Source organism: Psychrobacter sp. 72-O-c, assembly GCF_904846605.1.
Classification (GTDB): domain Bacteria; phylum Pseudomonadota; class Gammaproteobacteria; order Pseudomonadales; family Moraxellaceae; genus Psychrobacter.
Genome location: NZ_CAJHBI010000011.1, coordinates 60,421 through 84,992, shown reverse-complemented (window position 1 = coordinate 84,992; position 24,572 = coordinate 60,421). Strand labels below are relative to the sequence as shown.

General features: G+C 43.7%; 18 protein-coding genes. 11 read left to right on the top strand and 7 right to left on the bottom strand.

Annotated features, from left to right (window positions below; translation table 11 throughout):
• Nucleotides 1–3 precede the first annotated feature (3 nt).
• The 7 genes from JMX97_RS05745 (at nt 4) to guaD (ending at nt 10,265) form a co-directional block, all read left to right on the top strand.
• Entirely contained in the window at nt 4–798 is a 795-nt protein-coding gene (locus JMX97_RS05745; RefSeq protein ID WP_201556226.1) for an SDR family NAD(P)-dependent oxidoreductase, read from the top strand.
• Between the two features lie 162 nt (nt 799–960).
• The gene (locus tag JMX97_RS05740) at nt 961–1,722 is read left to right on the top strand and encodes an SDR family oxidoreductase (protein ID WP_201556225.1); all 762 of its coding nucleotides are present in this window, start codon (nt 961–963) and stop codon (nt 1,720–1,722) included.
• 114 nt (nt 1,723–1,836) lie between these two features.
• Entirely contained in the window at nt 1,837–2,742 is a 906-nt protein-coding gene (locus JMX97_RS05735; RefSeq protein WP_201556224.1) for an HpcH/HpaI aldolase/citrate lyase family protein, read from the top strand.
• Between the two features lie 605 nt (nt 2,743–3,347).
• Nucleotides 3,348–5,060 (top strand): xanthine dehydrogenase small subunit, encoded by a 1,713-nt coding sequence (locus JMX97_RS05730; protein ID WP_201556223.1) that lies wholly within the window; start codon nt 3,348–3,350, stop codon nt 5,058–5,060.
• A 68-nt stretch (nt 5,061–5,128) separates the two neighbouring features.
• Nucleotides 5,129–7,696, top strand: a complete 2,568-nt coding sequence (xdhB, locus tag JMX97_RS05725) for a xanthine dehydrogenase molybdopterin binding subunit (RefSeq protein WP_201556222.1) — start codon at nt 5,129–5,131, stop codon at nt 7,694–7,696.
• Nucleotides 7,689–8,753 (top strand): XdhC family protein, encoded by a 1,065-nt coding sequence (locus tag JMX97_RS05720; RefSeq protein WP_227671472.1) that lies wholly within the window; start codon nt 7,689–7,691, stop codon nt 8,751–8,753. Before xdhB ends, JMX97_RS05720 begins: the two co-directional genes overlap by 8 nt.
• Nucleotides 8,754–8,858: 105 nt before the next feature.
• The gene (guaD, locus tag JMX97_RS05715) at nt 8,859–10,265 is read left to right on the top strand and encodes a guanine deaminase (protein ID WP_201556220.1); all 1,407 of its coding nucleotides are present in this window, start codon (nt 8,859–8,861) and stop codon (nt 10,263–10,265) included.
• A 540-nt stretch (nt 10,266–10,805) separates the two neighbouring features.
• Here guaD and JMX97_RS05710 read toward each other — a convergent pair.
• The 3 genes from JMX97_RS05710 to JMX97_RS05700 form a co-directional block, all read right to left on the bottom strand.
• Nucleotides 10,806–11,294, bottom strand: a complete 489-nt coding sequence (locus tag JMX97_RS05710; protein ID WP_201556218.1) for a M48 family metallopeptidase — start codon at nt 11,292–11,294, stop codon at nt 10,806–10,808.
• 135 nt (nt 11,295–11,429) lie between these two features.
• The gene (locus JMX97_RS05705; RefSeq protein ID WP_201556216.1) at nt 11,430–12,632 is read right to left on the bottom strand and encodes a flavin monoamine oxidase family protein; all 1,203 of its coding nucleotides are present in this window, start codon (nt 12,630–12,632) and stop codon (nt 11,430–11,432) included.
• 70 nt (nt 12,633–12,702) lie between these two features.
• Nucleotides 12,703–13,386, bottom strand: coding sequence for a cupin domain-containing protein (locus tag JMX97_RS05700; RefSeq protein WP_201556208.1), 684 nt, complete (start codon nt 13,384–13,386; stop codon nt 12,703–12,705).
• A gap of 279 nt (nt 13,387–13,665) precedes the next feature.
• Here JMX97_RS05700 and arfB point away from each other — a divergent pair, with 279 nt between their 5' ends.
• Both arfB and JMX97_RS05690 read left to right on the top strand, forming a co-directional pair.
• Nucleotides 13,666–14,079 (top strand): alternative ribosome rescue aminoacyl-tRNA hydrolase ArfB, encoded by a 414-nt coding sequence (gene arfB / locus JMX97_RS05695; protein ID WP_201556205.1) that lies wholly within the window; start codon nt 13,666–13,668, stop codon nt 14,077–14,079.
• Between the two features lie 410 nt (nt 14,080–14,489).
• On the top strand, nt 14,490–15,533 hold the full coding sequence (locus JMX97_RS05690; protein WP_201556203.1) for an ornithine cyclodeaminase family protein: 1,044 nt from the start codon (nt 14,490–14,492) through the stop codon (nt 15,531–15,533).
• Nucleotides 15,534–15,668: 135 nt separating this feature from the next.
• Here the strand turns inward: JMX97_RS05690 and JMX97_RS05685 are convergent, their stop codons facing one another.
• The 4 genes from JMX97_RS05685 to katG all read right to left on the bottom strand — a co-directional run bounded on the left by JMX97_RS05685 (nt 15,669) and on the right by katG (nt 20,982).
• On the bottom strand, nt 15,669–15,812 hold the full coding sequence (locus JMX97_RS05685; RefSeq protein WP_201556201.1) for a hypothetical protein: 144 nt from the start codon (nt 15,810–15,812) through the stop codon (nt 15,669–15,671).
• 30 nt (nt 15,813–15,842) lie between these two features.
• The gene (locus JMX97_RS05680) at nt 15,843–16,862 is read right to left on the bottom strand and encodes an LLM class flavin-dependent oxidoreductase (protein WP_201556199.1); all 1,020 of its coding nucleotides are present in this window, start codon (nt 16,860–16,862) and stop codon (nt 15,843–15,845) included.
• Nucleotides 16,863–17,586: 724 nt separating this feature from the next.
• Nucleotides 17,587–18,516 carry a LysR substrate-binding domain-containing protein gene (locus JMX97_RS05675; protein ID WP_201556197.1) on the bottom strand — a complete coding sequence of 310 codons (930 nt, stop codon included), beginning with the start codon at nt 18,514–18,516 and terminating at the stop codon, nt 17,587–17,589.
• A gap of 282 nt (nt 18,517–18,798) precedes the next feature.
• Nucleotides 18,799–20,982: a catalase/peroxidase HPI gene (gene katG / locus JMX97_RS05670; RefSeq protein ID WP_265089437.1), complete on the bottom strand. Its 2,184-nt coding sequence runs from the start codon at nt 20,980–20,982 to the stop codon at nt 18,799–18,801.
• A gap of 909 nt (nt 20,983–21,891) precedes the next feature.
• On the opposite strand from katG, the gene JMX97_RS05665 reads away from it, so the two are divergent.
• Both JMX97_RS05665 and prmC read left to right on the top strand, forming a co-directional pair.
• On the top strand, nt 21,892–23,553 hold the full coding sequence (locus JMX97_RS05665; RefSeq protein WP_201556195.1) for an AmpG family muropeptide MFS transporter: 1,662 nt from the start codon (nt 21,892–21,894) through the stop codon (nt 23,551–23,553).
• A gap of 48 nt (nt 23,554–23,601) precedes the next feature.
• Nucleotides 23,602–24,534 (top strand): peptide chain release factor N(5)-glutamine methyltransferase, encoded by a 933-nt coding sequence (gene prmC / locus JMX97_RS05660; protein WP_201556193.1) that lies wholly within the window; start codon nt 23,602–23,604, stop codon nt 24,532–24,534.
• Nucleotides 24,535–24,572: the final 38 nt, after the last annotated feature.

Here is a 24,572-nt window from a genome sequence, read left to right as displayed (position 1 = left end):
ATAATGACACTGACAACAAATGGACTTGCATCAGACGTAGCTAGCAATGTAGCAGGTAAGCGAGTTTTAGTTACTGGTGGTGCTTCTGGAATCGGTGCGGCAAGCGCACTTCTACTAGCGAGTCGCGGTGCTAAAGTAGTCATTGGTGATTTGTCTGAAGAGCAGGGGAAAGCTGTTGCCAAGCAAGGGCAAGATGCTGGTCATACCCTAGTGTTTAAAAAGGTCGATGTCACCAGTGGCGATGAAGTGCGAGTACTGTTTGCTTTTGCTATGGCGGAGCTGGGCGGTCTTGATGTGGTGGTGAATAATGCGGGTATTGATCACAAACCTGCGCCCATGCATGAGCTTAGTGATGAGGATTTTGACCGCAATATCGCTGTCAATCTAAAAGGCGTATGGCATTGTATGCGTGCCGCCGTTGGGTGTATGGCTTCTAATGGTGGCGGCCATGTAATCAATGTCGCATCGATAGCCGGATTGCGTTCTGCTCCTTTGCTTTCAGCCTATAGCGCTGCTAAGCATGGAGTCATGGGACTTACCAAGTCCGCTGCTCATGAATATGCCCGAGTAAATATTCGCTTTAACGCGGTATGCCCAAGCTTTATCGATACGCCGATGGTACGTAACACGATGGCTAATATGGATGAGCGCGCTCAACAAGCGACCATAAAAGCGAGTCCGTTGCGTCGTTTAGGGACTGTTGATGAGATTTCAGGGGCGATCGCATGGCTGGCGAGCGACGAGAGCAGCTTTATGAATGGTCATGCCTTCACCCTTGATGGCGGCATGCTTGCATAACGCGTTATAAACAGACAATTAAAAGCCTAATTAGTGATTAGGCTTTTTTATAAAGAAACTGTTTGTTTATCAAATACGTTATTAAAAACGTTAATAGAAACGCTATTTAATAAAGATATTGTTTAATAGAAATACTTTTTCAACAAGACATAAGGAATAGTCATGAAAGATTTATTTGATTTAACCGGAAAAATTGCCTTAGTCACTGGCGCAAGCCGCGGTATTGGTGAATCTATTGCGCGCTTGCTTGCATCAAGAGGCGCCCACGTTATTGTCTCTAGTCGTAAAGTAGATGCTTGCCAAGCGGTTGCGGATAGTATTGTCGCGGATGGCGGCAAGGCCAGTGCGTTCCCTTGTCATGTGGGAGAAATGGAGCAAATAGCCGCCATCTTTGAACATATCAAAAGCGAGTTTGGTCAAATTGACATTTTAGTGAATAATGCGGCGGCGAATCCTTACTATGGTCATATCTTAGATACTGACTTAGCAGCTTTTGAAAAGACAGTCGATGTGAATATTCGCGGTTATTTCTTTATGTCGACTGCTGCTGGCAAAATGATGCGAGAGCAGGGCGGTGGTGTTATATTAAATACCGCATCGGTTAATGGCGTGGTCGCTGGCGATAAGCAAGGTATCTATTCAATTACCAAAGCTGCGGTTATTAGTATGACTAAGTCGTTTGCCAAAGAATGTGGCCCATTAAATATTCGCGTTAATGCATTATTACCCGGCCTTACGGATACCAAGTTTGCCTCTGCCTTAACCAATAATGATAAAGTATTAAATATGGCGCTTAAAGCAATCCCACTAGGGCGCGTTGCAGACCCTGACGAAATGGCAGGAACGGTTTTGTATTTGGTATCTGATGCATCCAGTTATACGACCGGCGCAACTATCATAGTTGATGGCGGCATGTTGGCTTAGTTAGTATCTAGTCACCCAGAAGTAGATTTTTACTAAAAACCGTATGCTTATATAAATAGCATGCGGTTTTTTATTTAGCTATAGTAAGGACAAACACTTAGGGACGGATTTAACATGCAATCACTTATCGACAATAACAAGAACAACAATATTAATAACACAGCCGTTTCTAAAAACGATTTTAATAACATCAAAACTTGGTTATTTGTTCCTGCGACTAGGATGGATCGGGTGGCAAAAGCATTCGCCAGTGGTGCAGATGCCGTTATTGTTGATCTGGAAGATGCGGTTGCCCAGGAAGACAAAGCAAAATCTCGCGAAGCATTACGAAGCTATTATGACAGTCAGGACTATCAACCTATTTGGGTTCGAATCAATCAAGCGGGTAGTGCGGATTTCGAGGAAGACTTGAAAGCATGTCAGCAGATGCCCAATCTTGCTGGAGTCATATTACCTAAAGCGCAACAGGCTTCAGACATTGACCGTATCCATGACTTTACTGGTCTATCGGTAATTGCCTTAGTAGAAAATGCAATTGGTTTGTATCAAATTAATAGCATGGCAAAAGCATCTGGACTGGTCGCATTTAGCTATGGCTTTCTAGATCTATGCAACGATATACAAGTGCAAGTAGGCACGATAGCAGCAGATATTATTGCCAATCAAGTTCGCTATCAGCTACTGCTTACCTCAAAGGTTCATCAGTTGGTAGCGCCTATCGATAGCGTTTATACGGACTTTAACGATAGTGAAGGTCTTGAGCAGCGAGTACAGCTGTGGTCACAGATGGGTTTGTCAGGCATGCTTTGTATTCATCCCAAGCAAGTTACTATCGTCCAGCAAGCTCTGCAACCCACCGACACTGAGATTAAATTTGCTAAACGCGTGGTAGAGGAGTATCAACGTAGTGGGCAGGCGGTATTTAAAGTGAACGGCAATATGGTGGATGCGCCCGTGATTCAGCGTTGTCTTCGGTTGTTAGGTAAAGATGTGGATTTAAATATTTTGGACGGACGCTAACCAACACTGCAAATCAAAAATTTAGCTATGAGCGTCTAAGTTAAATATATTTTTATCGAACTTATTCGTTTTAATCGTCGCTATTTTGGTTTTTTATAAGTTGTAAAGTGAATAGAAGTAGTGATAATATAGGTAATAACTGACCATGTAGTCAAGTGTCAGTTAACTCAAAAATTTCAAATGTAAAAACCTCTTAAGTGTTTTTCAACACTGTCCAAGCACTATTTGAGAGCTGTGTAAACGCTGATAACAAATACTATAACTCAGTTAGAACCGCTTTTTTATGTAGTGTGTAGTATCAAAAACGGCCTATGTATCATTTTACGGCCATATTAATCAAGGATGATTAATCATGTTTAAATTTCTTGTATTACAAATTTTAGTATCACAACATAGTTCCGAGTGCTTGTATCAGCTGAATGATAAGCTTAACTTTTAGGCTGCTCGCTCTGCTGCTTTATAACAGCCTCTGATCCTATGATTGCTAACTTTACTCCTACTTTTTATTAAGAGCCTGCGCTAACCGTTTGAGCTTTCAAAAACCATTTGAGTTTTCAGATGTCGTTAAGTGTCGCCTTATTATTCTACCTTAGCCGAGTCTTGCTATGATTAATTTCTATCTGAACGGAAAGCGTCACGAGCTTACCCACCTTAACCCTAATACAACGGTGCTTGAGTACCTACGCCTACACGTGCGTCAAACGGATACCAAAGAAGGCTGCGGCAGTGGGGATTGCGGTGCCTGCACCATTATGGCGCAACGCTTGCCTTTTAACGCTACTGATAACTCTAGTAGCAACGCTAGCAATAGCAGCGAACCTTTCTACACGTTGAATTCTTGTATCACTCTATTGTCGCTCATGGATGGTCATCATCTTATGACGGCTTCTTATCTGGCAGACAATCCTGAGAATCACCCAGAGCGTGCGCTACTACACCCTGCCCAGCAAGCGATGGTTGAGTGTCATGGATCACAGTGCGGCTTTTGTACCCCTGGTTTTGTCATGTCTCTTGCTTCTGTATATGAAAACAATCGTATGCAAAAAGAGCAGAGTGTTAAAAGTGATGAGCCAAGCGAGAATGATTTAAGTTATGACGACCTAAGCTACGATGACATTGTCGCCTCAATATCAGGCAATCTGTGCCGATGTACAGGCTATCGACCCATTATCGAGGCAGGTCTAGCGATGGAAGGAATCGGTCAGCAAAGAGAAGCTAATCAGACGGCAGTGAAAGATCTAACTATAAACTTAGCTACTGATGCGATGGCAAGCAACAATAGCAGTAACAACATAAGTACTGACACAAATAGTAAGACCAGCACAAAAGAGTCATCAAACGCATCTATAGAGCCTGCACTTACTGAAGGATCGCGGAAACTATTTATTCCGCAAACTATTGAGGAACTTAATCAGGTTCTAGCCGCGAATCCAAAAGCGACTATTTGGGCGGGTGGCACGGATTTGGGATTAAGCGTGACTCAGCACCTGGTCGATCATGAAGTGATTATTCAGCTGTCGGCTATTGAGGAGTTGAAATCTTGGTCGCTGTCCAATGTAGAGGAAACCACTGACAGTGATGCTAAGCAAGCAGCAGTTCAAACAGCGGGGCAAGATTTGGTGTTTGGCGCTGGCATGAGCTATAAGGAAATGCTCCCAGTACTTGAACAGTATTTTCCTGAATTTGCCCAGTTATTCGAGCGCATTGCTTCACCGCAAATACGTAATATGGGTACCATCGGTGGTAACGTTGCCAATGCATCTCCAATCGGTGATTTACCACCGATTTTATTAGCATTAGAGGCACGTATTCATCTGCGTCATTGCGCTGCTAACGGTGATAATAATCAACAGTCTTGTACTGACGAGATCATACCTTTATCAGAGTTTTTCCTAGATTATAAAAAGACTAAATTGCAAGCAGGTAGTTATATTGTTGCCATCCATATTCCGCTAATGCAAAACAATCAGCACTTATTTATTCACAAAATAAGTAAGCGTTACGAAGATGATATTTCTGCTTGTCTAGTAGCGGCAAAAATTGATGTCTCAGCGGATGGTACGACTATTAATCACGCTAAACTCGGCTTAGGCGGTATGGCAGCGATACCATTATTAGCCGCACATTGTCAGCGAGCACTGGTCGGGCAGCTTATTGATGTTGCAAGCTTCGAGAAGGCGGCACAAGCGCTACCTCTAGACGTTTCACCATTAACGGATGTCAGAGCCAGCCGTGAGTATCGCTTGCATGTGGTGCAGCGTTTATTAATTAAGTGCGGCAAGCAATTGGTAAAAAATGTACAAACTGAGAATGCCTAAAGGTAGAAGAATTCGAACGCTATAAGCCAAAATTATAGCTTTTGCTAAAAATAAAAGAGAGAGCCATCATGAGCCATGAATCTTCGTTATTTGATAGTTACAGTATTCGCCGAGTGCGTCCAGCCAAAAATAAAATCGGTACTTCAGCCAAGCATGACAGTGCGATCAGTCATGTCATGGGTACGGCAACTTATGTGGATGATATCTTAAAGCCGCAAGAAACCTTGCATCTAGCAGTGGGTAAAAGCATTCATGCTCATGCACGCGTATTGAGTATGGATCTGAGTGCGGTGAGAAATGCCGATGGGGTGTTGGATGTTTTAAGTTTTAAAGACTTGCCTGCCAAGACCGATATCGGGGCTGTGTTTGACGGTGAGCCATTAATGGTGGATGAAATCACTGAGTATGCAGGTCAGACGCTATTTGTGGTGGTAGCGACCAATCACCGCGCCGCAAAAAAAGCGGTGCTCAAAGCCGTTGTGGAGTATGAGCCATTACCAGCAGTGCTTAGTGTTGATGAAGCGTTAGAACAGGATTCTTTTGTTCGTCCTAGTCATACTATGCAGCGCGGCGATACCGAAGCTGCGCTTAAGAATGCACCTATTCGTATCAAAGGGCACATTCACATGCTGGGCCAAGAACACTTTTATCTTGAGGGTCAAGTGTCGTACGTAGTGCCTAGTGATGATGGTGGACTTGAAGTGTACACCTCCTCCCAACATCCAAGTGAAGTGCAGCAGCTGGTCGCTGAAGTGGTAGATTTACCCTTTCATGCAGTCAATACCGTAGTACGCAGAATGGGCGGCGGTTTTGGCGGTAAAGAGACCCAAGCAGCAGCATGGGCGTGCATGTGCGGTATCGTCGCCAAGCGCTATAATGTGCCAGTCAGTATGCGTCTAGATCGGCAAGACGACATGGTAGTGACCGGTAAGCGTCACGAATTTGCTAATCGTTATGATGTCGGTGTGGATGAGTCAGGCCAAGTGCTTGGGGTCGATATGCAGTTAGCAGGATTGTGTGGTTATGCGCCAGACTTATCCGATGCTATCGTCGATAGAGCGATGTTCCATTGTGATAATGGCTATTATTATCCTGCCGCCCATGTCGCAGGACATCGTTGCAAGACGCACACGGTATCTAACACAGCTTTTCGAGGTTTTGGTGGGCCGCAAGGTCTGATCACTGCTGAATACATGATGGACGATATTGCTTATACCTTAGGAAAAGACCCGTTACAAGTGCGTCTGGCTAATCTGTATCAAAATGGTCAAAGCACTCATTATGGACAGCCGATTGAGCATTTCGATTTGGCAACTATTATTAATACACTGGCAGAAGACTGTGATTATGAGAGTCGCCGCCAGAAAATTATGAAAGCCAATAAGCAAGCCGAAGCTGAGGGTAGCGATAAGCGCCTTGGTCTTGCTTTAACGCCTGTGAAGTTTGGTATTTCATTTACAGTGCAGACGCTTAATCAAGGTGGCGCTCTAGTACATATTTATACCGATGGTAGTATCCACCTCAATCACGGTGGTACTGAGATGGGACAAGGGCTCTATATCAAAATTGCCCAAATCGTTGCGAATGAATTCGACGTTGACTTAGACACCGTTAAAGTATCAGCAACGCGTACGGATAAGGTACCCAACACCTCACCGACTGCTGCCTCATCGGGTACGGATATCAACGGTAAAGCAGCGCAGAATGCTTGTATAACAATTAAAGGGCGCATCGTTAAGTTTGCTGCTGAGCATTTTGACGTAGCAGAAGAGGATATACGATTTGAGCGTAACCATGTCTATATCGGTGATAAAGCAAACTTCACCTTTGCTGAGATGATTCAGTTGGCGTATCAGCATCGTATCAGTCTGTCTTCTACCGGTTATTATAAAACACCGAAGATATTTTATGACCGCTCTAAAGCTTGGGGTCGACCGTTCTTTTACTTTGCATTGGGTGCAGCTTGCGCTGAAGTTGAGATTGATACTTTGACGGGCGAGTACAAGGTACTGCGCTGCGATATTTTACACGATGTGGGGCAGTCAATTAATCCTGCTATTGATGTCGGTCAGATTGAAGGGGGTTTCATTCAAGGCATGGGTTGGCTCACGGCTGAGGAACTTACTTGGGATAAAAAAGGCAACTTAGCATCCAACAGTGCGGCCAACTATAAGATTCCTACCGCCCATGATTTGCCGAAGCAGTGGCAGGTTAAGCTGTTTGAGCGTAAAAATGAAGAGCAGACGATTTACAATTCTAAAGCAGTTGGTGAGCCGCCGTTGATGTTAGCCGCTAGCGTCTGGTGTGCTATCAATAATGCGATAGCAAGCTTAGGCGATTATAAGAAAAATCCCGAGCTTACGATGCCTGCGACCCCAGAAGCCGTGCTAAAAGCAGTGATGCGTATGCAAGGGCAGGAATGGGAAATTAAAGCTAAGGTAGACGGCGACACTATTGATAGCCTGACTAAGGATGATGATTGTGGTATTGATGATGATCGAGTTAAACCACAGCAAGTACCTCATGGTGAAGATGTAAATCCACCAGAGGTCGAAGGTCAGCAAGTTGACGAGCAGCCTGATGCGATAGAACATCCTAACGTGTCAACGGCTAGAGGGCCTGCGCACAGTGAATGATTCATCCTTAGCTTCGACAATGCCGCCCAAACGCTGGTATGACGGTCTAGCGCAATATCAGCAGCAAGGCATTGCACACGTTTTGGCTACTGTGGTTGCTGTTAACGGGTCAGCCCCGCGAGAATTGCAAGCTAAAATGGTTATTGCTGCTGATAGCTGTTGCGACACGCTGGGCGGTGGTGGTCTTGAGCATGACGTTATGACTACCGCGCGGCAATTGCTCAATGGTGAGATAGAGGCAACCGTATCAAAAATCTCTAAAAAAGAAAAAGATTCGAAAAAAAATATCAACAGCGAAATGGAGCCTAAGCCAGCCAAAGCAGTACGCCGCGATACGGTCTATACCAAGCATTATCCTCTTGGCGCCAAATTAGCACAGTGTTGCGGGGGTAGTGTCACGGTCATGTTTGAGTGCTTTAATGTGACCCCGCCACTATCGATATTGGTATTTGGGGCAGGGCATGTGGCAGCGGCTTTGATGACTGTACTTGCTGAGCTGCCTTGCCAAGTGGACTGGGTAGACAGTCGCCCTGAGATGTTTGAACCTTATTTAATAGATAGAGCGAATCAAACCGATCAATCTACTGTTTATCAACTTCCTGCGCATATCCGTCCGCATGTTAGTGATGAGCCTGTTGATTTTATTCGTCCATTTATCACTGATAACTCTCAAAACTCTCCATCTTGCTCAGGCACTCAGCGTTTTATTCTTATCATGACCCATGACCACGGTGTCGATTTTGAGCTGGTACGGGCGGCTGTAGACGTGGCTTTAGATACCAATATTCTAGCTAGCGATTTGGGTAACGATAACGCTATAACAGACAGCGAGAGTCCACGAGTCTCAACCCCCTATATTGGTTGTATTGGCTCAGCAACGAAAGCAAAACGTTTTAAAGACCGTCTGCTTCAGCGTGGTTATAGTAAGCAAATAGTCGATAAATTGACCATGCCAATCGGACTGCCGATCGGTGGTAAAGAACCAATGGCCGTTGCCGTATCTATGGCTGCCCAAATTTTGCAGCATTACCACAACCATGATTATCATCAACAATAACTTAACTGAATCTAAGAATTGTCGACTGCTAATTCTACTGTTAACTTTTGGCTAAAATGCCCTGCATTATTAAAACTGCATTATTAAATAAGGTAAGACCTATAAATGACCATACATGTTTATCAAGCCCAGTTGCTACACTATCTTACCGAAGATGACCTTAAGGATAGGGCTGAGCGCTCACCAACAACTACGACAATTGATAAAAGTATCACGCTAATGCCCGTTGTCGCAGGCGTGAGTGTTTATCCTGAATATATTGCCGATGGTGCACTGGTCGTCGACGATGCGACCGGTCTTATTGTAGATTATGGTAGCAGTAAGGCAATGTTAGCGGATTACGGCAATACAGCCGCTGACGAGGGACAAGAACCGGTACAGATTCATGACTATCAGCATAAGCTGATCATGCCTGGCTTTATTGACACCCATGTACACTATCCGCAGATAGATATGATTGCCGCTTTCGGTGAGCAGTTGCTTGATTGGCTCAATAACTATACTTTTGTCACTGAGGCTAATTTCGGGGATCCAAAGGTTGCGAATGATACCGCAAAGTTCTTTTTAAACCAGTTGCTTGCCAATGGCACGACCAGCGCCTTAGTATTTTCTACCAGTCATCCGCAATCAGTGGAGGCGTTTTTTACTGAAAGCCAGCGCCTAAATACCCGTATGATTACGGGGAATGTACTGATGGATCAAAACGCCCCTGCGCACTTATGTGTTCCTGCTGAACAGGGCATTCGTGACACTCAAGATATCATTGACAAATGGCATGAGCGCGGACGTCAGCATGTGGCTATTACGCCAAGATTCGCCATTACGTCGACTCCAAAGCAGCTGCGACTGACCGGTGAGTTATATGCCAGTTACGACAGCGTCTATTTGCAAACGCATTTGGCAGAAAATCGTGATGAAGTCGCTTTTGTGCGCGAGCTTTATCCCAATCATAAAGGGTACTTGGACGTCTATGAAGATATGGGGCTACTTGGTCGGCGTACGACTTTGGCGCATGGTATTTACCTTGAAACTTCAGAGTACGAAAGGCTGCGCGAGACTGGCACGCAGATAGCGCATTGCCCATCATCTAATTTATTTTTGGGGAGTGGGCTGTTTGACTTGTCCAAAACCTTAAGCTACACCGGCGTGAGTATTGCTACTGATGTGGGCGCGGGAACCAGTCTATCAATGCTGACTACCTTGTCAGAGGCGTATAAAGTCCAGCAACTACAAAGTAATCCGTTGCCCGCTCATCAAGGGCTATATCAGATTACTTTGGGCAATGCCCAGTCGTTATTATTAGATAAAAAAATAGGTAACTTTATGCCTAACAAGGAAGCGGATTTTGTGGTTATAGACATGGCAGCTACTGAATTACTTGAGCGCCGTATGACGCAGACCAACTCGCTTGATGAACGTCTATTTGTGCTGATGATGTTGGGCGATGATAGAGTGATTGAGCAGACAGTAGTTGCGGGGGTAAGTCGCTATCTAAAAGCTGTCGCGTCTTAAGGTAAGGTGATAAATAATCGGAGTAGTCCACTTGGATATGATTCACTATTTATTAGTTCTTAGGTCAGAGAACAATTAACTAACTAAGCTATTAAATTGACAATAAAATGACAGAGTACCTTACTGATTCTTGCCACAATGAATTATCTATCATGAATAAGGATTTATTATGAAAGCCATTTCTAAAAATAAACTGAACTTATTGATAGCTTCAATACATTATAATTCTAGCTGCCCTTGCCCGAAATGTGACTGTACCTGTCCTGCAACTTGTAAAAAATGTGATATGTGTTCGAAATGCTGTCAGTGTAGCGAATCGTAATTTATCAAGAAGCATTGATATGTCGTTGACGATTTTATCGCAGCCTTTAATGCTATGGCGTGCTTTATTTAAAATACTCAGGGCTATCATATGAAAGCCAAACTCTTTTCTTTGCGTCTTCACTGACGAGCAATTCTTGTGACAAATCAATAGCCACATTTTGAGCACCCTGCGTTAACGCACTAAAATTATGAGAGGGGGGATTAGAGCAAATTATATTACAATTCACGCCATTGCAACCATAATCGGGTATCTAGCTCAAATTGATGATAATCAGGTTCCATATGGCAGCACAATTGATAGAACGCTTTGCTATGCTCCTTTTCTTTAAAATGTGCTAACTCATGCACGACAATCATACGCAAAAACTCAGGCGGCGCCTCTTTGAATAAGCTGGCAACCGTAATACTATTATGTGATTTAAGCTTATTGCCTTGTACTCGAGATTGAAAGGTGTGGATGCCCAACGCATCTTTAAGCACTTTGAGTTTACTGTTGTAGCTGACTTGAGTAAGAGAACCAGTTTTACGCATGTACTGATTTTTTAGCTCGTTTATATACTGATATAGCGCTTTATCACTTTGTATTTGGTGCTGGCTAGGGTAGATTTTTTCAATATAATCCCCCAACCGACCGTTGCTGATCAGCATTTCTGCTTGGGTTTGGATTTGCTCGGGGTAATGAGCGATGTATCTTAAGGTAGTCACCGGTTTTATCCTTTACATTTATATTGATGTATATCGTCAATTCCGTAGACATTAACTTGGGAGGTTTCAAAATCGTATCAAGCTCATTCATCATTAGTCAGAAACAACCTATTTGTGCAATTTTTAATCCCATAATCAATCACTGGGTAAATTAGAGCGGGCCGAAACCTTATCTTGTAACATAGATTCAGGCGACTCAGGCAAGTTTTGCACACCGAAGCTTGCAGCTTCAATAGCGCCAGCAGTATAACCAGGAAACTGCTGCGACCATTCACTACCTATGCCAGTCAGGCACTCTTTCCATACACCTGATGTCGCTTTGGCAATAGGAGCTGACGCATGCTGTCCATCGCTATTAGCGTCGGCCGTTGTTGCCGTGAACGGATCTTGGGACCAATCTTTGAAATACTCCATTTTCGGCGAGTCAGCTTGCGCTCCGAATAGACGTTCTAATTGCGCACGGCAATGTGCTTTTAGCACGTCTTCAGATACGCTTTGACGTACTTCCGCTGGAACTCCGAGGAAACCAAACAGCGCGCCACTGCCACCCATTATAGAAGCATCGTGAATTTCATTAAGCGGCCCTAGCGCACTTCTAGCTTCTCCTGACAGACCTTGCTCTCGCCAAAAAGGCGTGTCGTAAACTGCAAAATACTTAGCATGTGGCGCCATCCACGTAGCGGTCTCACGCCATTGCGCTGCCATATCTTTTGGTAAAGCAGGCGTAAACTCTATGCTGTTTTCTGCTAAACGCGGCGGTAAGGCGAGCAGCACGTGTTGAGTTTGCCAAGTCATAATTTTTCCAGACGAGTCTTCGCTGGCAAGCTCAATATAATCATCCTTGTTAGTCAGCCGACGTACTATTTGTCCGGTGAGAACGCGGGTGGAATCTAGGCGACTATATAAGGCATTAATCAATACTGCCATACCACCTTTCAGACGCATTGAGGGTGGCGAGCTTTTATAGCCTTGTGTACGAATAGGAGACTCGTTAGGGGAGCGCTCAACCATCATATCGCCATCTTCGAATTGTGCAAAACTCTCCAAGTTCAACTCCTCGATAAGATAACCCAATTGCTGCTGAAAATCAGGCCAAAACCAAGAAGGTCCCAAGTCAAAGCTGTCGGTTACTTCCATTTTTATAGTTTTAGAATTAGGAGGTTCAGAAGACTGGTGTTCAGAATTCAGGTGTTCGTGAGACCTACCAGCGACAATGCGACCACCCAAAGTCGTACGAGCTTCTAAAAGTATATAGTCTATGCTTTTTTGTTCCAATAGGAACGCTGCATATAAACCACTTAAACCGCCACCCACAATTGCAACTGGTATATTTTTCATATTAAGATTTTCCTCATTAATAGCCTCAACTAACGGAGAGAAGCTTTTTTAATATTATTGTCCGCTAAATTTATAAATTTTCAAAATCGATATTGTCTATTTGAGCAAGATGTCCAGTCTTAAGATAGACGGTAACGCCTTCTGTACCAGCGTTTAATTGTACTTGAGCACCTACGGGCAGGCGTATCCAGCCACCGCGCTTGTATGTTTGCCCTGCGTCTATCATTTCGCCTTCTGTTACTAGCAGTTCTGCGCCTCCTACTATTTCAGTAGGGAATAATGCTTCGCCCGCATTCAGCTTTTGCAAGCTAACCTGCTCGTTAGCGTTCGAGAATAAAGGACAGACTTGACGTTCTCCTTGTGGTTGCCAATTGGCTTTATCTTGAGTCTCAATAGCCACATGTTGGTCTTCGTCTGATGACATCTGCCAGAGTTTGACGAAGATAATAGCACCTTCACGACTATAAGGCTTATGGCCTGATTTTGGCGGATTACGCAGATACCAACCGGCTGGATAATCCTTGTCGTCTGCAGAAAAAGTGCCAGACAATACCAAAATCTCCTCGCCACCGGGATGTAAATGGGGTGGAAAATAAGAGTCGGGAGCATAGCGTACAATACTAGTGGCACGGGCCTTTTCTTCGCCTACGCGGTCAAGCATCACGCGCTCAACGCCGTTTTGTGGGGAGTCAACCCATTGATATTCTTCAACTGCTAACGACGCACGTTGTGAAAAATCTGCATTAATTAACATAAAGTATCTTCCAAAAAATAGGGTGGAGAAACTGGCTGGTTTATATGAGCTGGCCTTATATCAGCCGTGCTCTCTTAGTAGCGTTGAATTATCACCTGATTTACTTCTTTTAACAAACGCCTTAATTATGCTAAAAGAAAATGTTTATCGCTATGAAGAAACCTGTTTATTTAAATGCCTGCGTGTTTTAGACACGCCAGAGATACTGCAGGTAGCAGCCTATTTAATAATGGTTTATGATAAGCAATAAACATTGATTATTTTCTACAAAAGCAGACCATGATTTTTATCAGCAATACCATCAGCCTTAATGACCACGAAGTAGACATTAACGCCATACGCGCCCAAGGTGCAGGCGGGCAAAACGTGAATAAAGTATCTTCTGCGATTCATCTACGTTTTGATATCAAAGCCTCAAGTCTTAGCGACTCTAACAAACAGCTTTTATTAGAAAGCAAGGACAGCCGTATTAGCAAAGAAGGCGTGCTGATCATTAAAGCGCAGCAATTTCGCACCCAAGAAAAGAACAAGAGCGATGCCTTCGAGCGCCTTCAGCAATTTATAATAAAAGCCACTTACGTTAGCAAGACCCGAAGGCCCAGTAAACCGAGCAAAAATGCTCGGCGCAAGCGTACGGATCAAAAAACACAGCGGGGTAGGACAAAATCATTACGAGGTAAGGTCGATTTTTAAGTCGGCTATAACTTGAAAAATCACCATGAGCCGTTAACCGCTATAGATTTGTTTTTATAAGCCATAGTCAGTCTTCCGGTAGTGCAATACTAATACCTAAATAAACTCAAAAAAGAGCCGGTATATCCTAATTTTGAGAGGGTAGATCGGCTTTTTTGTATTGGTATCTATAATACCAAACTTGCCATTCTTAGTAACTAATATGCGTCCGTCTGGCAACGACTCTGACTCTGTTTCATTGTATTTATTATCAGGGTCACGCATGATATCGTAAATAGCTAGAATAACCAGTTTACCTTTGGTATTCATTACGAACACTTTATAGTTATAAAAACTAACATCCAAATCTGCTCCGTCTCAATAGACTAGTAAAATAGTCCATAAAAGAATTCATAAACAAGGAAGGCTCTATGCAGTGGTTAAACCAACAAGCAGTCACCGAACACCTGAATATGCAAGACGCTATTGATACCATTGAGGCGTTGTTACATCGACAGGCTAAGCATCCCAATTGGGTAAAATCACCTGAGCGTTTGGTCATTGAGACTTTTAGTGAGGAGCTTTTTAGCAACAGTAGTAAGCACAGCTCAGGGTCGCATTTATCGATGCCCGCGACCATTTATGATGGTAAGCAAGAGTATACAGCAGTGAAGCTGGTCACCGTTTGTCCTGACAATCCCAGTCGTGGCTTGCCGACTACCACAGCTATTATTACCGTATCGAACAATGCCACTGGTGAGGTGTTAGCAGTGATGGATGGCATTTATATCACGCAGGTACGGACAGCAGCACTATCAGGTATCGCGACCAAATATATGGCCAAGTCTGATTGTCAAAGTGTGGCAGTGGTCGGCTGCGGTGGTATGGCTTATGAGCAGTTAAATGCTGTGCTCACGGTGCGTCCTGAGATCAAAACCGTTTATCTTTGGAACAGAAGCTCTAAAAGCGCTGAGCAGTTTAAAACACGATTCGCCCGTGATTATGAGCAGTGGGATGTTGAACTAATGGTTTGCGAGCAGATTAATGACGCTATTAAAGATGCGGATATTATTAACGTGGCGACCCGAGCTGAGAGGAGTTTATTTTCGGCAGATCAAATTAAACCTGACGCCCATATCAATGCGGTAGGTGCTTATCGGCCATCGATGAAAGAGATTAGCAATGATGTCATCGAAGCCAGCAGCATGGTCATTGTTGACGATCTGGCTGGCAGCCATCATGAAGCAGGAGACCTAATCCAAGCTAATGATGCGTCTGACTGCGCATGGACATGGGATGATCTTAGCGGCGATTTACAAGGGTTGGTAACAGGAACGTTAAGAGAAAATGATACCGACCACGAGCAGGCAATCACCTTCTTTAAATCCGTAGGGGCCGCAAGTTTCGATGCTGCAGTGGCGTTATATATCACGCAACTTGCTGTACAAAAAAATCTTGGTGCTTCACTTTCCTAAAGACTCAGTCTTTTAAAAGCCGAGATTTTTTAAATTTCCAACACGCTCTCATAATAAGCTGTGATTATTGTCTACAAAAAAAACCTCCCACTCATGATAGAGCGGGAGGTTTTTTTATGTGAGTTTAAAATTCAACTATCGACGTTCATTGCGCTCTTCGCGGCGTTTTTTCCCGCTTGGGCTAATACGGTAGGTAAAATAGCCCGCAACCACCATGACTACAATAAAGGCCAAGATGTATAAAAATATTGAAGAGCCAATAAAAGTAGAGGGGTTCATGTTAATTATCTCATTAAAGTTATTCGATAATTATGCAAGCGCTGCTGCCGATTGTAAAGTAAACAAATTTAACTGAGGTACTAGCGATAGCGAATGTAAACGTGCTGCTTGGTCATAGACGTTAGCCGTGACAATCAGCTCATCAGGCTCATACTTCGCAAGGAAGTCAGCAAGTTTTGGCTTGACGGTTTCAACTGACCCAATAAACGATACCGACAATGCACTATCGACCATGGTCTTTTCTGCGGGACTCCAAATACTGTCCATATCATGGGTAGGTTTTGGCATCTGTCCACGCTCATTACGACGTAAGCGCACAAAGCTTTGTTGCGCTGAAGTAAAGTGATAGTGTGCAGTCGCATCGTCATCGGCGAGCAACAGGTTCGCCGCTAGCATCACATAAGGCTTATCAAGATAAGCGGAGGGCTTGAATTCCTCACGATACGCAGCGATCGCCTTACTAAGCATTTGCGGGGCAAAATGGGAAGCAAACACATAAGGCAGACCTAAATGCGCGGCTAACGTGGCACCAAATAATGAAGAGCCCAAAATCCAAATAGGGACGTTTGATTTTGCTCCTGGGAAAGCTTGGACTGGACTACTATCAGTTTCATCACCTAACAAATACATTAATTCTTGCACGTCTTGTGGGAAGCGCTCAGCATCACTCATTTGCCGCCGTAAAGCTTGGAAGGTTGCACCATCGGTACCAGGTGCGCGTCCGAGTCCTAGGTCAATACGGTCACCATATAACGCTTGCAAAGTACCGAACTGTTCAGCAACCATCAAAGGTGCATGGTTCGGTAACATGATGCCACCCGAGCCAATGCGAATACGATCGGTTTGGCTACCAATATGCGATAACAATACTGAGGTCGCTGCGCTGGCAATACCAGCCATATTGTGATGTTCCGCCATCCAATAACGGTTTAAGCCGACTTGTTCTGCCTGCTGAGCCATCTCAACGGTTTGAGCGATGCCATCAGCGATGGTTTTACCGGTAGGGACGGGCGCTAAGTCTAGAAAGGATAAAGGAATTTTGTTGCTCATAAGTCACCTATTTTTCTGCCATATCAACGATGGCATTATTATATTCGTGTTTAATTATTTAGATATAAAAGCCACAGTAGTTTGCACGATAATAATTTGAACAACCTGCAGAGTATGCAAATACCGATAGCTGAACACCTTATATAATGGGGTAGTTATCTTGGATATAAAGGTCAAGGCTGCGGCCAATAACAAATCTTAATAATGAGGTAATAAGTAGATAGTGGAAAAGTTGCCTTTTATAGTCAGCGGTTTGGATAGTCAAAGTAAGTGTTAAAAGTTATCGTGAAATAATGCGCAACCAGTGAACTAAAAGTATTCAAAGGATAAAAAGAAAACGGCACCGTTATAGGAAAATAACGATGCCGTAGAAATAAAAAATTATTGATAGATAAACGTTAAAATTATTGCTACTGATTAGGGGCTGTTTAGAATTCACAAATAGGCTCTGCTGATCGCTAAAATTGATCTAGTCTAAGTAAAAAACGCAGATGATGCTTATTGCCTTAGCTAGATGCTTTTTTATGAAAAATTACAACGAATAGGGCAATTTTAGCATCAGCCCCGCTTTAATTTAATATTATTGGGACAGGACTCTTTTTTGCCGCTGCTGTGTTAAAGCTTATCCGCTTAGAATGACTAAACGAGATAAGCTTTGACGTGCATCGACTAAAAAATAGTCTCTGTCAGAGCCATGGTCGAATTCTAAACAGCCCCTAGGTGGTTATCGATTAAACTGTTGCTGGCATAACTCTATAAAGGCACGGCCGTATTGACGGATTTCTGCATCGTCACGTACTGCCATCCAACTGGTAAAGCGACCAAAATGATCGACTGGAATAGCCGTTAGATTCTGATAATGGCTGGGCTCAAAAGCCATCTCTGCGATAATACCAACGCCTAATCCTAAACCCACATAGGTGCTAATTACGTCAGCATCTAATGCTGCCAACACGATATCAGGCTCAAGCCCAGCATCACTAAAGGCCTTGTCAATCGTTCCGCGTCCGGTAAACCCGCCGTGATAAGTAATTAGCGGATAACTGGCAAGCGTCGGCAAATCAATAGTCTCTTGACCAGCAAGCTCATGATCAGTCGGTACGATGACGCGGTGCGTCCAGTCATAATAACGATGACAACGCAGATAATTATTATGTAGTAATGATTCGGTCGCAATGCCAATATCAGCTTGGCCACGAATCACCATCTGTGCGATAGTCTCAGGATCCGCTTGCTGGAGAATTAAGTTTACCTTAGGAAAGCGTTCTTTAAATTCTTTAACCACTTTAGGCAACACATAGCGTGCCTGCGTATGCGTGGTGGCAATCGTCAACGTACCGGTGTTTGGATTATTAAAATCAAGGCTTAAATTCTCAATCGTACGTATTTCGGCGAATATAGATTCAATATGTGGCATGAGCGCGGTGCCCATAGTCGTCAGTCCGGTTAGCCGTTTGCCTTGACGAACAAACACTTCAGTCTTGAGCTGGTTCTCAAGCGCAGCGATATGTTTCGATAAGCTTGATTGGCTGGTGTGCAACACCGTTGCTGCTTGGCTTAGATTATAGCCATTCACTACCGTATGCCAGACAGTCTCTAACTGCTTCAGCTGAATTTGTAAATGCCGCTGGTTGACCACTACGTCAATTGCCATAACCTAATCCCTCGTAAATATAAAAATAATCACTGTCTGTATGTAAGAACATCAAAGCCTACAAAGATGCAGCAAGGAATCAGTGTAAAACAAAGTCATTATTCTTGTATATACTAAATAGACATGTATTTATATTATTTTGGAATATATATACGGTTATTCAAGGGCTTTCGGCGGTTTAAAATAAGCTAATGAAGTTATATCAGATCATAAAAAAACAGCCACCTTTATAAGATGACTGTTTTGTTTGTTGCTAAACAAGGGTAAAAATTAAGCCAGAGATTAGCCGAAGCGATCCGCATTCATTACTTTGTGCCATACTTTTATGAAGTCATGGACGAATTTTTCTAAGTTATCATCTTGTGCATATAACTCTGCATAAGAACGCAAAATAGAGTTAGAGCCAAACACCAAGTCTACACGAGTGGCCTGCCATTTTACATTACCCGTAGCACGTTCGCGCACTTCATAGAGGTTGCGACCAGCGTTTTCGCTGTCCTCTTCCTTAATAGGGTGCCAAGTGAGATCCATGTCGGTTAAATTAACAAAGAAATCATTACTGAGTGTGCCGGCGCGGTCGGTAAAGACCCCATTTTGACTGTGACTGTGATTGGTATCAAGAACGCGCATACCACCGACTAATACCACCATTTCAGGAGCGCTGAGTCCCATCAATTGGGTGCGGTCAAGCAGCATCTCTTCAGGTGATACCGTATAGCTGTCTTTAACCCAGTTGCGATAGCCGTCATGACGTGGCTCAAGATCGTCAAACGATTCAGCGTCGGTCATTTCATCTGTTGCATCACCGCGACCTGGATTAAAGGGAACATTGGCCTCGACGCCTGCATCAGCAGCTGCTTGCTCAATAGCAGTGTTACCAGCCAGTACGATCAAATCAGCAATACTGACGGGTTTAGCAAACTCAGTCTGAATACGTGTCAAAGTTTCAAGGACACGCTGTAATTGCTCAGGTTCATTACCGACCCAGTCTTTTTGCGGGGCTAAGCGAATACGGGCACCGTTGGCACCGCCACGATAGTCAGAGGCACGGAAGGTACTTGCGCTGTCCCATGCTGTAATAATCATTTCTCGGCGACTCAGATCACTGTCCAAGATTTGCGCTTTTAGCGTAGCAATATCATCGGTGCTTAAATCAGCATTGCCTTCTGCAATCGGGTCTTGCCATACAAAAGTTTCTGCTGGTACATCAGCACCTAAATAACGTGCTTTAGGTCCCAAATCGCGATGGGTAAGCTTAAACCAAGCTTTAGCAAATACTTCATCAAAGTATTCTGGATTTTGATGGAAGTTTTCTGAAATTTTGCGATAAGCAGGATCTTTAATCATCGCCATATCAGCATCGGTCATGATAGGGTTGCGGCGTACACTTGGGTCATGCGCATCTAGCGGACGATCTTCCTCGCGAATATCGGTAGGCTCCCATTGCCATGCACCCGCTGGGCTTTTGGTTAGCTCCCAGTTGTGACCTAATAGTAGCTCAAAATACTCATAGTCCCATTGGGTAGGATGGGTGGTCCATGCGCCTTCAATACCACTTGAGACCGTATCGCCTGCATTTCCAGTACCATTAGGATTGCGCCAGCCGAAACCTTGCTCGGTGACATCTGCCGCTTCAGGCTCGTCTTCTAATAAGGTCGCATCACCGTTACCATGGCATTTACCGACAGTGTGTCCACCAGCAGTGAGAGCAACGGTTTCTTCATCGTTCATCGACATCCGGCCAAAGGTCGTACGAATATCGTGTGCCGTCTTTATCGGGTCAGGGTTACCATCAACACCTTCAGGATTGACGTATACTAAGCCCATTTGTACGGCAGCAAGAGGGTTCTCAAGTGAGGTGCGTTCTTGGTCGTCATAGTAACGGTTATTGGTTGCCGCTAACCATTCACGCTCAGAACCCCAATAAATGTCTTTTTCTGGATGCCAAATATCAGCGCGGCCGCCAGCGAAGCCTAAAGTCTTAAAGCCCATTGACTCGTAGGCCATATTACCAGCCAAAATCATTAAATCGGCCCAAGACAGTTTATTGCCGTACTTTTTCTTCATTGGCCATAATAGACGACGTGCTTTATCCAAGTTGACGTTATCTGGCCAACTGTTTAGTGGTGCAAAGCGTTGATTGCCGGTGTTAGAGCCGCCACGACCATCAGCACCACGATAAGTACCTGCGGAATGCCATGCCATGCGAATCATAAGACCGCCATAATGACCCCAATCTGCTGGCCACCAGTCCTGCGATTCAGTCATTAGGTTCTTCAGGTCTTGCTTGACGGCTTCTAAGTCTAATTGCTTAAAGGCTGCCGCATAGTCAAAGTCAGGATCCATGGGATTGGTTTTATGGTCTTGCTGATGCAAGATATCTAGATTTAAGGCATTAGGCCACCAATCCGTTGCTGCTGATGAGGTGTTGGTATGTGCTTGATGCATGACTGGACAGCCGCCCATACTAGGACGTTGCGGGGTATGCGACTTATCGACGTTTTCACTATGCATCGTAGGGCCGTGACCATCGCCTTGATCGTAGGTAGTATTGCTGTTGTTAGATTGATTGCCATCATGGTCAACGGGGCAACGGCCGCTATCTGACGCTGGCTGGTTAGCGTTTGATGTATTCAAAGTCGAATCATTGGGGGTTGAGTTGGACATTGTATAACTCCTAAGTGCTGATGATATAAGTAAGGATAATAAAGGGTTGATAACAGGGGTTAGTACTGTTGTTGCTAACTTTACTGTTTATGATCTCAGCATACAGTGTTAGTCGTGATTTAAAAAACTATTAAATAAGGATGACGCGTTTTAAATAATGAATCACTATATAGATGATGATTGGTTTGCTTTATGGTAGGTGTGTTTGTTAAGAGTAAGCAACATTATAAATGTGATTATTCTCCTACATAAGAACATTCTTTTATAAAAATACTTTTAATCCAGCGTTTTTAGTTTCTAGCTGGTTCTACGATGTCGCTTATCTGATAAAAATAAACAGTGACTCATGGCTATTGCTAGTAACAGGTGTTAATAACAATAAACGTTGTAGATTAGCCTTGTAATGCGTAGATAGGTACAGCCTAACAGTTCGGTAAGTTTATGATACATTGGGTTACGGCTACGGTATATAAGATGGGTTAGAGAGCACTATAAGCCAGTTAGTGCAAAAATATCGCCATAATGTCTAGTCAAGATAAGCGTTCTCAAGTACCATAATTCAATTTTGCAGCAAATGTCATTTTCTTTATACAGAGCTAGGCAATTTCTTATCCCAATTGTATTGATGTCGTAGCAACATTCGGTATAACTTTTGGATAAAAAATAGCTCGCTGTCGTATTTTTTGTCTAAAATTTTGGTGAGTCGTTATGTCTGCTGTCCAACCTGTACCACCCAATCCTCCAATCGCTAAAAAATCATTGAGCGAGAGCTTACAAGCTTATCTTGATCGGCGTTCGATTATCATGCTGTTTTTAGGTTTTGTCGCGGGCATTCCTATTTTACTGATTTTTTCGAGTTTGTCATTGTGGCTACGTGAAGCAGGTATTGACCGTAGTGTGGTAACGATGTTCAGCTGGGCAGCGCTTGGTTATGCCTTCAAGTTTATTTGGGCACCCCTTATTGATGCCGTGCCATTGCCAATATTAACTAAGTTATTAGGTCGCAGGCGTAGCTGGATCTTGGTTGCGCAGCTGATGATTATTGCAGCGATTTGTATCATGGCCAGCGTTAACCCAGCCAACGAAGGCAGTTTGGTTCTTATGGCAGTTGGTGCCGTACTGCTAGGCTTTTCATCAGCGACCCAAGATATCGTTATTGATGCTTACCGTATTGAGCTGGCACCGCCTAGCTTACAGGCGGTATTGTCTGCTATGTATGTCACTGGCTATCGTCTAGGCATGATTGTCGCGGGTGCCGGCGCGTTATATTTAGCAGATTACTTTGGTTCTACCGAGAGCTTTTATAGTTATGAAGCGTGGCGTAATACCTACTGGATTATGGCGGGGGTCATGGGCGTTGGGGTTATTACCACTTTAGTCATTCATGAGCCTGTCAGGCAACAAGTAGTCGTTGAGCGTAAGACTTCAGACTACACCCGGCTGGTGCTGGTATTTGCCATATCAGTCATTGGCTTTGTATTAGTATTTGCTAATGCGGGGCTAATACTGCCTGAGACAGAAGGTGTGTTTTCGGGTTTTCTAACTGAAATTGTACGGATGGTATTGAGTTTGGCAGCGGCTTTAGCTGTTGGCTACGGCTTAGTAAAAGCCAACCTTGTAGAGCAAGAGTTTGCTAATACGACATGGGTTGAGCCTATTGCTGATTTCTTCCGTCGTTATGGTAAGAAAGCCTTATTGTTATTAGCGCTGATTGGTCTCTACCGTATCTCTGATATTGTCGCTGGCGTTATCTCCAATGTCTTTTATCAAGATATGGATTTCACTAAAGTTGATATTGCCAATGCCGTTAAACTGGTTGGGGTGGTCATGGCCATCGGTGGTGGATTTTTAGGTGGATTATTGGCCCAAAAAATGCGTATTATGCGGGCTATGATGGTTGGGGCAATTCTAGCCTGTGTGACTAATCTGCTCTTTATTCTGCTGACTTACCATCCCGGTAGTCTGCCGTATATGTATTTTGCCGTGATTCTTGATAACCTTGCCGCAGGTCTTGCCAGTGCAGTATTTATTGCTTTCTTATCAGCGCTAACATCGATTCGCTTTACGGCGGTACAGTATTCAATATTTTCATCACTCATGACGCTACTGCCTAAAGTAGTGGGTGGATATTCGGGTACTATCGTTGACAGTACCAGTTATCCGTTCTTTTTTATGTTTACCTTTTTGATTGGTATTCCAATCCTAGCGCTGATTTATTATGTTGATAAGCATATCGTTATTGGCGATAACGATGATATTTATGGCGGTGACGACAACAACAATGACAGTGGTGGCAATAAAGGGGTTGAGTTAACCAAAGCCAATCCTAATTTATCAAATACCAAAGAGCCGCCACGTGCTACAGAGTAACGTGCGAATTACAACGGATAAGACCCAGATAACTACTAAGAGTTGTTTATGACAGCGGCCAAAACACCAGGCATGACAGTAAAGAGAATCAAACAGCAAGTAGCAAATACGGCTACCGATGCTGGCATTCCGCAGTTTTGGATAACGGATTGGCTGCTTTATGTGCTAGCTAAGCCATCTGCGTTTCTTATTATGGAAGAAAATTACCAGCTGACGGATAGTGAGTTTGAACAATTTAATGCTGGCGTGACTAAGATGAAGCAGGGTATTCCTTTAGCGTATTTGACTGATCATCAGGAGTTCTGGTCATTGGACTTTAAGGTTAATGAGCATACTTTAATACCCAGACCGGATACTGAAATATTGGTAGAACAGGTGCTGCTTTGGATAAAGGCGCAAGATGAAGAGCTGGTGTCTAAGCATACTTTTAGTAATAAACGCCTGCTAGATTTGGGTACAGGCTCAGGCTGTATTGCGATTAGCCTTGCGCATGAGCTAGCGCAAGGTAGCACTGGTAATACAAAAGCTAAAGTTGCAAAAAATAGCTGGGAAGTGGTCGCGGCTGATTTTTCAGCAGAAGCTCTTAAAGTTGCAAAGCATAATGCCGAATTGAATAAAGTTGTAAATATTGAATTTGTCCAAAGCAGCTGGTATGACAATTTGTCCACTGATTCTACCCAGCTATTTGATGTGATTGTCTCCAATCCACCCTATATTGATGAGTTGGATGAGCATTTGCAGCGCTTACAAGCGGAACCTATTAGTGCTTTAAGTGCACTCAATCATGGTTTAGCTGATATTGAACATATTGTTGAACAAGCACCGCGATATTTACGTAGTAATGGGCTATTAGCGATTGAACACGGCTTTGATCAAGGCGCTGCTGTCCGTCAGTTATTTACTGATCATGGTTTTGATAAAGTTCAAACCATACAAGATTTTGGTGGTAATGAGCGCTTGACCCTTGGGCAGCTTTGTTAACAACAAGCTTCAAAGTACTAATCTTCAAAGTAATAAGC

What these genes read in the sequence shown, in the direction of transcription:
- JMX97_RS05665 (WP_201556195.1), top strand. Translation starts at nt 21,892, where the DNA reads ATGTCTGCTGTCCAACCTGTACCACCCAATCCTCCAATCGCTAAAAAA.
- JMX97_RS05705 (WP_201556216.1), bottom strand. Translation starts at nt 12,632, where the DNA reads ATGAAAAATATACCAGTTGCAATTGTGGGTGGCGGTTTAAGTGGTTTA.
- arfB (WP_201556205.1), top strand. Translation starts at nt 13,666, where the DNA reads ATGATTTTTATCAGCAATACCATCAGCCTTAATGACCACGAAGTAGAC.
- guaD (WP_201556220.1), top strand. Translation starts at nt 8,859, where the DNA reads ATGACCATACATGTTTATCAAGCCCAGTTGCTACACTATCTTACCGAA.
- JMX97_RS05685 (WP_201556201.1), bottom strand. Translation starts at nt 15,812, where the DNA reads ATGAACCCCTCTACTTTTATTGGCTCTTCAATATTTTTATACATCTTG.
- JMX97_RS05740 (WP_201556225.1), top strand. Translation starts at nt 961, where the DNA reads ATGAAAGATTTATTTGATTTAACCGGAAAAATTGCCTTAGTCACTGGC.
- JMX97_RS05675 (WP_201556197.1), bottom strand. Translation starts at nt 18,516, where the DNA reads ATGGCAATTGACGTAGTGGTCAACCAGCGGCATTTACAAATTCAGCTG.
- JMX97_RS05690 (WP_201556203.1), top strand. Translation starts at nt 14,490, where the DNA reads ATGCAGTGGTTAAACCAACAAGCAGTCACCGAACACCTGAATATGCAA.
- JMX97_RS05730 (WP_201556223.1), top strand. Translation starts at nt 3,348, where the DNA reads ATGATTAATTTCTATCTGAACGGAAAGCGTCACGAGCTTACCCACCTT.
- JMX97_RS05680 (WP_201556199.1), bottom strand. Translation starts at nt 16,862, where the DNA reads ATGAGCAACAAAATTCCTTTATCCTTTCTAGACTTAGCGCCCGTCCCT.
- xdhB (WP_201556222.1), top strand. Translation starts at nt 5,129, where the DNA reads ATGAGCCATGAATCTTCGTTATTTGATAGTTACAGTATTCGCCGAGTG.
- JMX97_RS05735 (WP_201556224.1), top strand. Translation starts at nt 1,837, where the DNA reads ATGCAATCACTTATCGACAATAACAAGAACAACAATATTAATAACACA.
- prmC (WP_201556193.1), top strand. Translation starts at nt 23,602, where the DNA reads ATGACAGCGGCCAAAACACCAGGCATGACAGTAAAGAGAATCAAACAG.
- katG (WP_265089437.1), bottom strand. Translation starts at nt 20,982, where the DNA reads ATGGGCGGCTGTCCAGTCATGCATCAAGCACATACCAACACCTCATCA.
- JMX97_RS05745 (WP_201556226.1), top strand. Translation starts at nt 4, where the DNA reads ATGACACTGACAACAAATGGACTTGCATCAGACGTAGCTAGCAATGTA.
- JMX97_RS05700 (WP_201556208.1), bottom strand. Translation starts at nt 13,386, where the DNA reads ATGTTAATTAATGCAGATTTTTCACAACGTGCGTCGTTAGCAGTTGAA.